This is a genomic window from Gordonia iterans, from assembly GCF_002993285.1.
Classification (GTDB): domain Bacteria; phylum Actinomycetota; class Actinomycetes; order Mycobacteriales; family Mycobacteriaceae; genus Gordonia; species Gordonia iterans.
Genome location: NZ_CP027433.1, coordinates 974,034 through 988,090, shown reverse-complemented (window position 1 = coordinate 988,090; position 14,057 = coordinate 974,034). Strand labels below are relative to the sequence as shown.

14 protein-coding genes are annotated in these 14,057 nt (G+C 68.7%); 8 read left to right on the top strand and 6 right to left on the bottom strand.

Going from position 1 to position 14,057, the window contains the following annotated elements; genetic code table 11:
* The first annotated feature begins 60 nt into the window (after positions 1-60).
* The 3 genes from dusB to phoU all read left to right on the top strand — a co-directional run bounded on the left by dusB (position 61) and on the right by phoU (position 4,246).
* Positions 61-1,221 (top strand): tRNA dihydrouridine synthase DusB, encoded by a 1,161-nt coding sequence (gene dusB, locus C6V83_RS04570; RefSeq protein WP_267893983.1) that lies wholly within the window; start codon positions 61-63, stop codon positions 1,219-1,221.
* Positions 1,222-1,299: 78 nt separating this feature from the next.
* Complete coding sequence (locus C6V83_RS04565) at positions 1,300-3,477, top strand: LCP family protein (RefSeq protein WP_105941399.1); 2,178 nt, start codon at positions 1,300-1,302, stop codon at positions 3,475-3,477.
* Between the two features lie 106 nt (positions 3,478-3,583).
* The gene (phoU, locus tag C6V83_RS04560; RefSeq protein WP_105941398.1) at positions 3,584-4,246 is read left to right on the top strand and encodes a phosphate signaling complex protein PhoU; all 663 of its coding nucleotides are present in this window, start codon (positions 3,584-3,586) and stop codon (positions 4,244-4,246) included.
* A gap of 343 nt (positions 4,247-4,589) precedes the next feature.
* On the opposite strand, the gene pstB is transcribed toward phoU, so the two are convergent.
* The 6 genes from pstB to C6V83_RS04530 form a co-directional block, all read right to left on the bottom strand.
* Positions 4,590-5,366, bottom strand: coding sequence for a phosphate ABC transporter ATP-binding protein PstB (gene pstB / locus C6V83_RS04555; protein ID WP_105941397.1), 777 nt, complete (start codon positions 5,364-5,366; stop codon positions 4,590-4,592).
* A gap of 18 nt (positions 5,367-5,384) precedes the next feature.
* Positions 5,385-6,281 (bottom strand): phosphate ABC transporter permease PstA, encoded by an 897-nt coding sequence (gene pstA / locus C6V83_RS04550; protein ID WP_105941396.1) that lies wholly within the window; start codon positions 6,279-6,281, stop codon positions 5,385-5,387.
* Position 6,282: 1 nt separating this feature from the next.
* Entirely contained in the window at positions 6,283-7,293 is a 1,011-nt protein-coding gene (pstC, locus tag C6V83_RS04545) for a phosphate ABC transporter permease subunit PstC (RefSeq protein ID WP_234353858.1), read from the bottom strand.
* Between the two features lie 29 nt (positions 7,294-7,322).
* Positions 7,323-8,390, bottom strand: a complete 1,068-nt coding sequence (gene pstS, locus C6V83_RS04540; RefSeq protein WP_105941395.1) for a phosphate ABC transporter substrate-binding protein PstS — start codon at positions 8,388-8,390, stop codon at positions 7,323-7,325.
* A 142-nt stretch (positions 8,391-8,532) separates the two neighbouring features.
* On the bottom strand, positions 8,533-9,453 hold the full coding sequence (gene mshD, locus C6V83_RS04535; RefSeq protein ID WP_105941394.1) for a mycothiol synthase: 921 nt from the start codon (positions 9,451-9,453) through the stop codon (positions 8,533-8,535).
* 33 nt (positions 9,454-9,486) lie between these two features.
* A complete protein-coding gene (locus tag C6V83_RS04530; RefSeq protein ID WP_105941393.1) occupies positions 9,487-10,212 on the bottom strand; it encodes a winged helix-turn-helix domain-containing protein in 726 nt (241 codons plus the stop codon).
* Between the two features lie 159 nt (positions 10,213-10,371).
* On the opposite strand from C6V83_RS04530, the gene C6V83_RS04525 reads away from it, so the two are divergent.
* The 5 genes from C6V83_RS04525 to C6V83_RS04505 all read left to right on the top strand — a co-directional run bounded on the left by C6V83_RS04525 (position 10,372) and on the right by C6V83_RS04505 (position 13,984).
* Positions 10,372-11,184, top strand: coding sequence for an LmeA family phospholipid-binding protein (locus C6V83_RS04525; RefSeq protein ID WP_234353857.1), 813 nt, complete (start codon positions 10,372-10,374; stop codon positions 11,182-11,184).
* A 99-nt stretch (positions 11,185-11,283) separates the two neighbouring features.
* Positions 11,284-12,111, top strand: a complete 828-nt coding sequence (locus tag C6V83_RS04520; RefSeq protein ID WP_105941391.1) for a sulfurtransferase — start codon at positions 11,284-11,286, stop codon at positions 12,109-12,111.
* Positions 12,112-12,129: 18 nt separating this feature from the next.
* Positions 12,130-12,435, top strand: a complete 306-nt coding sequence (locus C6V83_RS04515; RefSeq protein WP_105941390.1) for a DUF1416 domain-containing protein — start codon at positions 12,130-12,132, stop codon at positions 12,433-12,435.
* A gap of 258 nt (positions 12,436-12,693) precedes the next feature.
* Positions 12,694-13,206, top strand: a complete 513-nt coding sequence (locus C6V83_RS04510) for a hypothetical protein (protein WP_105941389.1) — start codon at positions 12,694-12,696, stop codon at positions 13,204-13,206.
* 160 nt (positions 13,207-13,366) lie between these two features.
* Positions 13,367-13,984, top strand: a complete 618-nt coding sequence (locus tag C6V83_RS04505) for an FABP family protein (protein WP_105941388.1) — start codon at positions 13,367-13,369, stop codon at positions 13,982-13,984.
* The last annotated feature ends 73 nt before the right edge of the window (positions 13,985-14,057 follow it).

Genomic DNA, 14,057 nt, shown 5'->3' with positions numbered 1-14,057 from the left:
CCGCTCGCTTCGCCCCCGGTGCCGGAACCGGCGCCCTCGATCACCGAGGGCGCCGGCTGCGTGCATCCCGCCGCGGCCGCCGGGCCGTTGCGCATCGGGTCCCTGGAACTGGCCAGCCCGGTCGTCCTGGCCCCGATGGCCGGAGTCACCAACGTCGCCTTCCGGATGCTGTGCCGCGATCTGGAACTGGCTCGCACCGGCACCGTGTCCGGCCTGTATGTCTGCGAGATGGTCACTGCTCGGGCGCTCTACGAGCGGCACCCGGTCACCATGCACATGACCACCTTCGACCCGTCGGAGACACCGCGGTCGATGCAGCTGTACACCGTTGATCCGGAGTACACGTACAAGGCCGCGAAGATGATCGTCGACGAGGATCTGGCCGATCACATCGACATGAACTTCGGCTGCCCCGTCCCCAAAGTCACCCGTCGCGGCGGCGGCTCGGCGATCCCGTACAAGCGCCGCCTGTTCCGCAACATCGTCGCGGCGGCAGTCAAGGCCACCGAGGGCACCGACATCCCAGTGACCGTCAAGTTCCGCATCGGGATCGACGACGACCATCACACGCACCTCGACGCCGGACGCATCGCCGCCGGCGAAGGGGCGGCGGCCGTCGCGCTGCACGCCCGCACCGCATCGCAGCGCTATTCGGGGACCGCGCAGTGGGACCAGATCGCCCGGCTCAAAGAACACGTGACCGAGGTCCCGGTGCTCGGCAACGGCGACATCTTCGAGCCCGACGACGCTGTCAGGATGATGGAACAGACCGGCTGCGACGGCGTGGTGATCGGCCGCGGCTGCCTCGGGCGGCCCTGGTTGTTCGCCGAGCTGTCGGCGAGGCTGCGTGGGCTGCCCGCGCCGCCTGCGCCGAATCTGGGCGAAGTGGCCGAGATCATGTATCGCCACGGCGAGCTCCTCAGCGCCCACCACGGCGAGGACAAAGGCATGCGCGAGATCCGCAAGCACATCGCCTGGTATCTGCGGGGCTTCCCCGCAGGATCGGACCTGCGATCGCAGCTGTCTCTGGTTAAGACCCTCGATGACCTGCGGAATCTCATCGCCGGCCTGCCCGCCGACGTGCCCTTCCCGCACGACGGACACGGCCCGCGCGGCCGCCAGGGCACCCCGGCCGCCGTCGCCCTGCCCGACGGCTGGCTCGACGACCCCGAGGAGGACGTCGTCCCCGAGGGCGCGGAGATCATGCACTCGGGCGGGTGAATCCGTGCCTCGCGTTGAGGCACCTCTCAGTTCCGGCGACTAGGATGTTCGCAGCTCTCAAGTAAAGGTGTAGACGTAGTGACCGCAGACGAACCCGGTTCGCCGCAGCCGGACGGCCCCTCGGGGCCGGCGCGCCGATCCCGGCGCGCCGGACGGACGTCGCAGTCGTACGATTTCCGCACCCGCTTCGGAGACCCGCTGCCCACGACCGAACGCCGCGAGGGACTGCACGAGCCGGCTCGCCGTGATCAACAGGTCCCCGGCCGGGAACGGCTCACGGTCCGCGAGCTGATGGAGCAGATGGGGGCGGGAACGCCCCCATCCGGTCCGCCTGCTTCCGGACCGCCTGCATCCGAACCGCCGATCGGTCCGCACGACGATCCGCGGCCCGCGCGCGGTCCGCGCCCGCCGCTGCCGCCGGTTCCCCCGGCCCCGGGCGAGCGCATCCCGCGAGGCGGCACGCCGCTGCCCCCCGCGCCCGGAGCGTTCACGCCACCGCCCGGCCCGGCCGACGACGCCGACACCGAGGCCATCCCGTCCGTCACCGCCGACGGTCCCGCGGAAGCCGTCGCCGCGGACGAGGACCGGACCCGCGCGACGACCGGCACCTCCGCCGGCGAGCGTCTGCGCGGGCGTCGGCGCCCGCTGGAACCGACACCCGACCTGACCGGGGCCCTCGCCCAGGTGAAGGCCGAACGCTCGAAGCCGCTGCGGCGCGGCAGCACCCAGGTCAAGAAGGCCGCGGCCAAGAATGCGGGGCGGGTGCTCGTCGCGCTGGCGTGCGTGCTGACCCTGGTCGGCACCGGCTACGTCTGGAATCTCCAGCGAGCCTGGAACGGCAGCTGGAACACGACCGCGGCCATCAACCCCGACGATCCCAACATCCGGGACAAGGCCGCGCAGTACGGCGATGAGACCTATCTGATCGTCGGCACCGACGTCCGTTCGGGGAAGAACGCCAAACTCGGCGGCGGCGACACGACGCTGATCGAGGGGGCCCGCGCCGACACCATCCTGCTGGTGAACATCCCCGCCGACCGCAGCCGGGTGGTGGCGGTGTCGTGGCCGCGCGACCTGCAAGTCGACCGCCCCGACTGTCACGAATGGGACTACGAGACCGGCGAGTACGGGGCCGAACTGCCCGGCGCGAACGCCGTGAAGCTCAACGGCGTGTATGCCGAGGGCGGACCGAAATGCCTGGTCAAGACGTTGACCCAGATGAGCGGACTGAACATCAACCGGTTCATTGCGATGGACTTCGAGGGCTTCGAAAAGGTCGTCAACCAGATCGGCGGCGTGAACGTCTGCTCCACGGTGCCGCTCTACGACTACGAGATCGGCTACGTGCACCGGGGCGGCAACCGCAAGCTGACCGGCAAGCGGGCGCTCAACTACGTGCGCGCCAGGAACGTCTCGGTCGAGGGCAACGGCGACTACGGCCGGATCAAGCGCCAGCAGGTGTTCATGTCGTCACTGCTGCGCTCGGCGCTTTCCGGCGACGTCCTGACGAACCCGGCGAAACTGAACCGGATCGTCAACACCTTCATCGAGTACAGCACCGTCGACAACGTCGACACCAACTCGCTGATCCAGCTCGCCGAGTCGATGCAGGGCGTCGACGCCGGCCGAGTCACCTTCCTGACCATCCCCACGTCCGGCACCACCACCGACGGTGCGAACAACGAGATCCCACGCACCGAGGACATCGACGCCATCTTCAACGCCATCATCGACGACAAGCCGCTGCCGGGCGAGAAGAAGGAGGCGGCGAAGCCGAAGAACGACGACCGGGCCTCCGCGCCGGCGCCTCGCGCCGCGACCGCCACACCCGGCCAGACCGAGGCCACCGCGCAGTACCCGTCGAACGTGACGGTCCGCGTGCTCAACGGTTCGGGAGAGTCGGGCGTGGCCACCGCGGTGATGAACTCGCTGATCGGCAACCAGTTCACCGTCCCCGGTGTCGCGGACGCCTCCGACAAGCGCACCGACACCGTGGTTCGGTACGGGGCCGGTGAGAAGGACTCGGCCGCGATCCTGGCCGCAATGATCCCGGGCGCCAAGATCCAGGAGGACCGGAACGTGAAGGCCGGCGTCGAGATCATCCTCGGCTCCGACTTCGGCGGCGTGTCGACCATGTCGAGCCCGCCGACTCCGGGCAGCACGATCACCGTCGGCCAACTGCCGAAGGCCGACACCAACAGCGACCTGCCGAACGACCTCGCCGTCACCAACGCCGCCGACACCACTTGCTCCTGACCTGCGCCGAGCTGCCCGGTCCACCGGATGCCGAACAGCGACTGTTCACGCCTCCTTCACCCGCAGGTCGGCTCCACGGCCGGGAGGCGGACGTACGATTGTCCTCATGCGTGACGCTTACCAGGAGCAGATGGCAGCGCTGAATGCGCTGCTCGGCGAGATGTGTGAAACCGTCGGACACGAGATGGAGCGGGCCACCCAGGCTCTTCTCGAGGCCGACCTCGAGTTGGCCGAGCAGGTCATCTCCGATCACGACGCGCTCACCGAACGCTCCGCCGAGGCCGAGGAGATGGCCTTCGAGCTGCTCGCGCTGCAGGCGCCCGTCGCCGGAGACCTGCGCAGCATCGTCGGCGGCTTCCAGTTGGTCGCCGAGATCGACCGGATGGGCGCGCTCGCCCTGCACGTCGCCAAGGTCGCCCGCCGCCGCCACCCCTTCCGCGTGTTGCCCGAAGAAGTGGCCGGCTACTTCGTCGAGATGGGCCGCCTCGCCGTCGAACTCGCCGGCAACGCGCGGCGGGTGCTGGCCAGCCAGAACCACGAAGATGCGCTCGCCCTGATGGAGGACGACGACGCCATGGACGACCTCCACCGGCACCTCTTCACCGTCATGATGGACCGCGATTGGCAGCACGGCCTGGCAGCCGCCGTGGATGTGACCCTCCTCGGCCGGTACTACGAGCGCTACGCCGACCACGCCGTCTCGATCGGCCGCCGTGTGGTCTTCCAGGCCACCGGCAAGACCCCCGAGCAGCTCCAGGAAGCGGGCTGACCCACCCGCTCGATCGAGCCCCCCGCCGATCGAGCCACCATCGCCGGTCGAGCCACCATCGCCGGTCGAGCCACACTCGCCGGTCGAGCGGAGTCGAGACCCCGAACGCCCGCCGGATCCTGGATCCGGCGGGCGTCGTCGTCGTCGAAACAAGGGTGCCGGGCACCGTGGTCTCGTTCTGGCACCCTCGACCGAGGGTGCCACAGCGAAACGAGGGTGCCGGGCACCTTCAGTTCGCCGCCCTGCGCAGGTACCGCCGACACCGGACGAGCGGCTGCCGGCCCCAGCGATGCAGAAGGCCCCGACGGTGATCCGTCGAGGCCTCCGCGTATCGCAGCCCGGGTCAGCCGAAGCGGCCCGAGATGTAGTCTTCAGTCTCCTTGCGGGTGGGGTTGGAGAAGATGTCGGCGGTCGAGCCCACCTCGATCAGCTCGCCCGGCTTGCCGGTCGCGGACAGGTTGAAGAACGCGGTCTGGTCGCTCACGCGCGCGGCCTGCTGCATGTTGTGGGTGACGATCACGATCGTGTACTGCGTCTTGAGCTCGCTGATCAGGTCCTCGATGGCCAGGGTCGAGATCGGGTCGAGCGCCGAGCAGGGCTCGTCCATGAGCAGCACCTGCGGGGAGACCGCGATGGCGCGGGCGATGCACAGACGCTGCTGCTGGCCGCCGGACAACGCGGCACCGGGCTTGTTGAGGCGGTCCTTGACCTCGTCCCAGAGGTTCGCACCGCGCAGGCTGGTCTCGGCCACCTCGTCGAGCTTGCCCTTGTCACGCACGCCGGCCAGCTTGAGTCCGGCGACGACGTTGTCGCGGATGGACATCGTCGGGAACGGGTTCGGCCGCTGGAAGACCATGCCGACCGTGGTGCGCACGCCGACCGGGTCGACGTTCTTGCCGTAGAGGTCGAGGTCGTCGAGCAGGACCTGACCGGTGGTGTAGGCGCCCGGAATCACCTCGTGCATGCGATTGAGGGTGCGCAGCACGGTGGACTTGCCGCAGCCCGACGGACCGATGAAGGCGGTGACCGTCTTCGGCGCGATGGACAGCGACACGTCCTTCACGGCGTGGAAGTCGCCGTAGTAGACGTTGAGATCGTTCAGGGTGAGGCTCTTGGCCATGATCGTGTTCTTTCTGAGCTAGCGGGCGGTCTTGGTGCCGGTGAAGCGCGCCAGGATCCGCGCGGCGGCGTAGACGATCGCCACCAGGATGACGAGGGTGAGCGCGGCGCCCCAGACGGTGTCGTACCCGGAGGGACCGGCGTTGTAGTTCTGCAGCATCATCAGCGGCAGGGTCTGCTGGTTGCCCTCGAAGGGGTTCCAGTTGGTGGCACGGGTGGCACCGACCAGGATCAGCACGGGCGCCGATTCTCCCATCACGCGGGCTATCGCCAGCATGACGCCGGTGATGATGCCGCCAATCGCGGTCGGCAGCACCACGCGCAGGATGGTCTTCCACTTGGGCACGCCCAGCGCGTACGACGCCTCGCGCAGCTCGTGCGGCACGATCTTGAGCATCTCCTCGGTGGAACGAACCACCAGCGGCACCATCAGAAGCACCAGTGCGAGAGCGACGACGAAGCCCGATCGCGGCAGATCCAGTGTGGTCCGCCAGACCGCGAAGATGAACAGCGCCGCGACGATCGAGGGGACGCCGGACAGCACGTCGACCATGAACGTCGTGATCTTCACCAGCCGGCTGTTCTGGTCGGCGTACTCGATCAGCAGAATCGCCACCAGCACGCCCAGCGGGACCGAGATGAGGGCCGCCACCAGGGTCTGGATGAGCGTGCCGATGATCGCGTTGGCGGCACCGCCGAAACGCTCCGAGGCCGTCCACCACTCCGGGTTGAGGATCGGGCTGACGCCGTTGGCCACGAGGGTCCACACCAGCCAGCCCAGCGGGAGCACGGCGAGCACGACGGCGGCCGTGACCAGCACCCGGGCGGTGCCGTCGACGATCTTGCGGCGCGGTGACGCCGACGTCAGGTGATCCAGTCCGCTGGGTGCGGCGGGTTCAGTGGTCACTGAGGTCATCTCAGGCCCCCTTCCGGGCGATCACCGCACGCGCGGCGGCGTTCACGATGAACGTGAGGACGAAGAGCACCAGGCCGGCCGAGATGTAGGCGCCGGTCTTGGCCGGGCTGTCGAACTCGGAGGCGTTGTTCGCGATGACTGTCGCGAAGGTCTGGCCGCTCTCCATCAGGTTGAAGTTGATCGGGCCCACCGTCGAGATGATGAGCAGCAGGGCCATCGTCTCGCCGAGCGCGCGGCCGAGGCCGAGCATGGAGCCGCTGATGTAACCGGAGAAGCCGAAGGGCAGCACCGCGGTCTTGACCACTTCCCACTTCGTCGCGCCGAGCGCGAGCGCGGCCTCGCGCTGCGCGACCGGGGTCTGGGAGAAGACCTCGCGAGTCACCGCGGTGATGACCGGCAGGATCATCACCGCGAGCACGATGCCCGCGGTGAGGAGCGTGCCGCCGGTGGACATGTTGGCGGCGTTCTGCGGCTCCCGGAAGAACGGCAGAAAGCCGAGGTTGTCGACCAGCCACTGGTTGATGCCGACCATCGCCGGCCCGAGGACCAGGATGCCCCACAGGCCGTAGACGATCGACGGCACGGCGGCGAGCAGGTCGACCACCGACGAGATCGGTCCGGACAGGCGCGGGTGCGCGTACTCGGTCACGTAGATCGCGATCCCCAGCGCCACTGGCATGGCGATCAGCAGGGCGATCACCGAGACCAGGACCGTCGCGTAGAACTGCGCCGGGATGCCGAACTTCAGCTCCGAGCCGGAAACCACCCAGGGCCCGGTGTAGGTGAAGAAGTTCGCCGTGTTCTTCATCAGCGACGGGATCGCCGTGATCAACAGGAACACGGCGATCAGGCCGATGGCGGACGAGACCAGCAGTCCCGAGCCGGTGGCCAGGGTGTGCATCACCCGGTCACCGACCCGCGACACCGTCTTCAGCCCGCCGGACGGACCGGGTGCCTTCGGCGCCCGCGGAGCGGGTTCGGAAGGCCGCGCGGTATCAGCGGTGGTGCTCACCGGCGGTCCTAACGTCGTGTCGGGAGTGGTCACAGCGCGTCGATCGTGCTGCGGAGCGTGTCAGCGTAGGTCTGCGGCAGCGGCACGAAGCCCAGCTCGCCGAGGCCCGCCTGCCCCTTCTCCAGGATGGTGGTGAACGACGACTTGATCGCAGGGCCCGTCGCATCGTCGGAGTAACCGGCCGAGCAGACCACCGAGTACGGGGTCAGCAGCAGCGGGTAAGCGCCGGCCTTGGACAGCGAATAGAGCGCGTCGGTGTCCACGACCAGGTCCTTGCTGCCCGGGTTCTTGAACTTCACACCCTCCAGCGCACCGGCGGCCGACTCGGCGGTCAGGGCCACCGGTCCCGCGCCGAAGTCGATGTCGGCGATGCCGAGCTCGTTCTCGGTGGCGAAGCCCCACTCGACGTACGTGATCGAGCCCGCGGTCTTCTTGACCGTGTCGCCGACGCCGGTCGACTTGGCCGCACCCGAGCCGCCCTTACCAGCCCATTCCTTGCTGGGCTCGTACGGCCACTCCTGCGGCGCCGCGTTCTTGAGGAACTTGGTGAAGTTGTCGGTGGTGCCCGAGCTGTCGGAGCGGTGCACCGGCACGATCGCGGTGTCCGGCAGGCGCACCCCGGGGTTCTGTGCGGCGATCTTCGGGTCGTTCCACTTGGCGATCTTCGAGTCGAAGATCTGCGCGAGCGTGGTCGCGTTCAGGTTCAGCTTCTCGACGCCCGGGATGTTGTAGGCGACGGCGACCGGACCGATCACCATCGGCAGGTGCCAGGCGTCGTTGCCGCCGCAGCGTTCCTTGGCCTGGGTGATCTCGTCGTCCTTCAGCGGCGAATCGGTGCCCGCGAAGTCGACGTCGCCCTGCAGGAACTTCTTGACGCCGGCCCCCGATCCCGAGCCGGTGTAGTCCAGGACGTCGCCGTCGTTTTCGGTCAGCACGTCGGCGAAGTGAGTCATCGCCTTCTGCTGGGCGGTGGATCCCTCACCGGTGATGGTGGTGGAGGAATCAGAACCGCAGGCGGACAGCACCAGACCTGCGGTGATCGCTGCGGAGGCCGCGATGGTCGTGCGGCGGGCGGCGGAGGAGAAAGTCGCGGACATGCGAGAGAAGACCTTTCGATTGCTTCGTCAACAAGGCGAAGCTATCGACGTCCGGTAAGCCCGAATAGACCGTCAGGTGACGCGAATGCGAACAACACCCGGCCACGAGCCAAACCGGACCGTGACACCTCTCACAAGGAACTCAGCGATAGGCGGCGTCGACGGCGTGGCGACCGAAGCCGAGCCGGCGATAGGTGGCCAGTGCGGCGGCGTTGTCGCCCTCCACGTACAGCTGGACCTCGCGCAGGTCGCGGCCGGCGAGATGATGCAGCCCGGCCAGCGTCAGCAGGCCGCCCAGCCCCCGGCCCTGTGCGCCCGGGTCTACGGCGACCACATACACCTCGCCCAGCGGGTCGCCGCCGGTCTCGCTCGCCGGGTGCACCTTGGTCCAGTGGAAACCGAGCAGCTGCCGAGAATCCGCGTCGACGGCGAGGAAGAGACCTGCCGGGTCGAACCAGTCCGCGCCCGTGCGGTCGTCCAGCTGAGCCTGCGTCCAGCCGCCCTGTTCCGGATGCCAGGAGAAGGCGGCGTTGTTCACCCGGAGGATCTCGGCGTCGTCGCCGGGCCCCAGGTAGGTCCGCAGCACCACGTCGTCGCGAGTAGGCAGCGGCGGCAAGGGGATCGCCGCCGGATCGGCCGGCGCCAGCGGCCGACGGAGCTGCAGCAGTTCCCGGACCCGGTCGAGCTCGAGGTTCGCGGCCAGGCCTGCGGCGGCCGCCAGGTCGCCGTGCGCCCAGAGCGCGGGTGCGCCTTCCCCTGCCTCGCGCGCGGCGCCCAATGCGGCGGCCACCAGCCGCGAGCCCTCGCCCCGGCTCCGATGTTCGGGATCGACCGTCGCCTCCACCGCCGCTGCACCGCCCGCCGGCGGCACGACGATGCCGGCGTACCCGTGTGGACTGAGAAGATGCAGGGATTCCGGCGCCGTCAGCGCCAGTCGGAACTGTTCGGACAGCGGTGCGACGCCGTCGTGCGCCTCGGCGCGGGCGACGAGCGCGCGCACGGCGGTGAGATCGGCGTCGGACAGGGGCCCGCGGACGGTTCGGAGTGCAGACGAAGCGGTCACCCGTTCGACACTATCTGCCGGACGCGGCCTTGTTCAGCCCGCGGACTCGGTGAGATCAGAATCATCGCCGCCGGGCTCCTCGGCGTCGGCGTCACGGGACCGCGCGGGCCGGACCGCCTTGTACCCGACGTTGCGCACGGTGCCGATGAGCGCTTCGTGGTCGCTGCCGAGCTTCGCGCGGAGTCGTCGTACGTGGACGTCGACGGTGCGGGTGCCGCCGAAGAAGTCGTAACCCCACACCTCGTGCAGCAGTTGCGCGCGAGTGAACACGCGCCCGGCGTTCTGCGCCAGGAACTTCAGGAGCTCGAACTCCTTGTACGTGAGATCGATCGGCTTGCCGCGCAGGCGCGCGGTGTACGTCGCCTCGTCGATCACGAGTTCACCGAGAGTGACGCGGTCGTCGGGCTCGTCGCCGCCGGCCGCGCCCCGGGCCACCAGCAGGCGCAGTCGCGCGTCGAGCTCGGCAGGCCCGGTTTCGGGGAGCAGGAAGTCGTCGATGCCCCAGTCGGCGGTGATCGCGACCAGACCGCCCTCGGTGAGCACCGCGCCGAGCCGGGCCCGGCCGCCGCCGAGCAGCCGACAGAGTCCGCGCGCACCGGCCAGATCACGGCGCGCGTCGACCAGGATCACTTCGGCGTCACCGAGTTCGGTCAGCGAGGAGGTCTCCGCGGGCAACGTCCGCACACGGTGCGGGAGCAGGGAGAGGGAGGGCAGAACAGCGTCTGCGGAATCTTCGACGGTCAACAGCAACAGGTCCACTACCACTCCTCAACTCGAGGTGGCCTCCATGTGGGCTGTCGATCAACGCTGGTCGCAGCACCTTGCACTCAAGATGACAGAATAGCGGCAATGTCGTCATCTTCCCGCATCGCCGGCGTAACCCGCCTCCGCCGAATCCTGGCTTGGACCGTCGTAGCCGTGGCATCAGTGCTGGTCGTGGCGTTTCTGGGGGACATGGTGGCCGCGTCGCGCGCGGAGAGTCGGCTTGCTCACGCGCTCTCGGCCTCCCCCACCCTCACCTACGAGCCCGAGGTGATGCTGACGGGCTTCCCGTTCTGGCCGCGCGCCGGCGAGGGCGACTTCCCGCTGGCGCACGTCAGCGCGCGCGGTGTCAGCGCTCCGGGTTGCGCCGACCGCGGCGCCTGCACCGTGGACGTCGACGCCCGGCTGTCCGACGCCGTCCTCGGCGACGTCTGGACGATCGGCCCCGACTCGCCTATCCGGTATCAGCGGCTCGAGGCTCAGACCCGCGTCGACTCGGTGAATCTGGGCCGCCTGATGAACATCGTCGACCTGTACATCAACACCCCCGCACCCGAGGGCAAGATCGGCGGCGGGGGCCCCGGGGACGGCCTGCTCGAGCGCACCGAGGGGATCATGCTCAGCGGGACGGTGCCGTTGCCGGGCTCCCCGCCCCGCGAGGGCCGGTACCCGCCGTCGGCCTCGGGGTACCCGCATCCGAAGGTCAAGGTGAGCGTCTCGGCGCGGGTCTCGGTGCACGACGGCCGCGTCCGCATCGAGGCGACGGACTTCTACACCGGACCCGAAGAACACTTCGACGACGAGGTGCCGGACGAATTTCGCTCACACGTACTTAAACTCTTCTCGGCCACCCTCCCGGCGCTCCCCATGGCCTGGGGCACGCCCGTGACCAGTGCATTGTCTCGCGGGAGCGACTTGGTCCTGGTCGGCGGCTCCGCCGCGGGCACGGTGACCCCCCGCGGCTACTGATTTCGGCCCGCCTAGGCGTTGTAGCGTCGTGCTCGAGTTCCCGCCGGAGTGCGCGGAACAGCCGTCTAGCAGATGGACCGCCGAGAAAGGACCGAGAACATGGCACGTGAGGATGTGCTGGTCAGCGCCGAGTGGGCTGAGCAGAACCTGGACACCGACAAGGTGGTCTTCGTCGAGGTCGACGAGGACACGTCGATCTACGACCTGAACCACATCCCGGGCGCGGTTCGCCTGGACTGGCGCAAGGACCTGCAGGATCCGGTGCGCCGCGACTTCCTCGATCAGGAGGGCTTCGCCAAGCTCCTCAGCGAGCGCGGCATCGCCAACGACGACACCGTCGTCCTGTACGGCGGCAACAACAACTGGTTCGCCGCCTACGCCTACTGGTACTTCAAGATCTACGGCCACGAGAACGTGAAGCTGCTCGACGGCGGCCGCAAGAAGTGGGAGCTGGACGGCCGTCCGCTCACCGGCGACACCGTCGTCCGCGAGGCCACCACTTACGTCGCCGAGCCGGCAGATCTCTCGATCCGCGCTTTCCGCGACGAGGTCGTGCAGTCGATCGGCATCAAGAACCTGGTCGACGTCCGCAGCCCCGACGAGTTCGCCGGGCGGATCTCGGCACCGGCCCACCTGCCGCAGGAGCAGGCTCAGCAGCGCGGCCACGTCCCCGGCGCGATCAACATCCCGTGGTCGACCACCGCCAACGAGGACGGCACCTTCAAGAGCGACGACGAGCTCACGGCGCTGTACGCCGAGCAGGGCTTCGACGACTCCAAGGAGACCATCGCCTACTGCCGTATCGGTGAGCGCTCGAGCCACACCTGGTTCGTGCTGCGCGAACTGCTGGGCAAGCAGAACGTCAAGAACTACGACGGCAGCTGGGTCGAGTACGGCTCGCTGGTCGGCGTTCCGATCGAGATCTGAGAGAGGAAGTAGCGAACCATGTGTGCAGCCCCCAAACAGGGTCAGACCATCCCGGCCGGCGTCGACGTCGAGAAGGAGACGGTCCTGACCGGTCAGGTCGTCGACGGTGAGGGCACTCCGGTGGCCGGCGCCTTTGTGCGCCTGCTCGACGCCACCGGCGAGTTCACCGCCGAGGTGGTCGCTTCGGCCACCGGCGACTTCCGGTTCTTCGCCGCACCCGGCTCCTGGACGCTCCGCGCGCTGAGCGCGCAGGGCAACGGGCAGACCGAGGCCGCCCCGGACGCCCCCGGCGTCCACGAGTTCACGGTGACCGTCGCCAAGTAGGCCCTCTTCGCCGGTTGAGCCCTCTTCGCCGGTTGAGCCCTCTTCGCCGGTTGAGCCTGTCGAAACCCCGAGCCCCGATCTGCCACCGGCGGGTCGGGGCTCGGCGCATCTCCGCCCGCTCTGTCTCTACTGGGACGTAGACATCGGCCTTCCCCGCGCATCCAGTCCTCGACCTGCGGCAACGGCCGAGCCCCGGAAAGCTACGCCACAGTAGGGACAGAGCGACACCGCATCACACGCTCGGGATAGGTTCGAGTCGTGGAACCGCACACCTACTCCGTCGCCAGCCGCACCGGAAAACAGATGACCGTGGTCGTGCTCGACGGATCACTCCGGGTCGACGTCGACGGCCTCGTCGCCTCCGTCACCCGGACCGGTCGCGCCGCCGAGCACAGCGATGCACCCCTGGGCACCAGCGACCCGGCGAAGCTGACGGTGGTCGTCGACGGCGTCGCGGCACCACTGCACCGGCGCGGCCGGTGGAAGCCGCTGCGTCGCTCCCGCGGCCTCTCGGCGAAGGTCGACGCTGTCGAGTACGCCTTCGCCCCACGGACCAAGGTCTCGTCCGTGCTGTATCGCGATCGGATGAAGGTTCTCGAACTCGCCCTGGATGGAGGTCGCGTCCGGGTCAAGGAGGTCCCCGATCACTCCGCGACCGAGTTGGAATGCGCTCTCGCCGTCGCACTGGCCGCCGCCGTCGGCTGCGGCGAGCTCGCGTTGGCCTCCAAGCTCTGGCGCGCCGGTCTGGAACTACTCCCCTTCTGGCCCTGAGTGGGATAGGCCATAGCGCACCAGGTGGGCTCGGATGCTCGGGCGTCGCGCGGTATCATCGGGCCGTGGTCATTTTCTTTGAGGTTCTGCTGGGGCTCGCCTCCCTGCTGATCGTGTGGTTCGCGCTGTACGTCATCTACCGCCTGGTCACCGACGAGTCATGACGCGCTCGGGCAACGAGGCGATCGCCGACGCCGAGCAGCGCGCAGAGCAGACCGGGGGTAAGAACGTCCCCACGGTCGGCGAACTGCCGCTGCCGGTCGACACGGCGAACCTTCGTGAAGGACCCGACCTGCACCCCGGCCTACTCGGTCTCCTGCCGCTCGTCGGCGTCTGGGAGGGCGAAGGAGAGGGCCACAACCCGATCACCGGCGACGACTACCCGTTCGGGCAGCAGATCATCGTCACCCATGACGGCGGCAACTACCTCAGTTGGCAGTCGCGCTCCTGGGTACTCGACGAGGACGGCGGCTACGTCAAGCCCGATCTCCGGGAGTCCGGATTCTGGCGCATCGGCGACGACGACACCATCGAGTTGCTCCTCACGCACGCGGAGGGCTCCATCGAGCTCTACTACGGACGCCCCCTGAATCAGACGTCGTGGAACCTCACCACCGACGTCACCATCAAGACCGAGACCGGCGCGCACACCGGTGCCGCCAAGCGCCTGTACGGCCTGGTGCCCGACGGCGACCTCGCCTACGTCGAGGAACGCCTCGACGCCGACGGCGACCTCACTCCGCGGCTCTCCGCGAAGCTCCAGCGCGTCATCGGCTGAGCGGTTTCGACTCGCTGCGCTCGCTCAACCATCGAAACGGCACGACTCCCGCCCGACGATCACGCGACTCCCG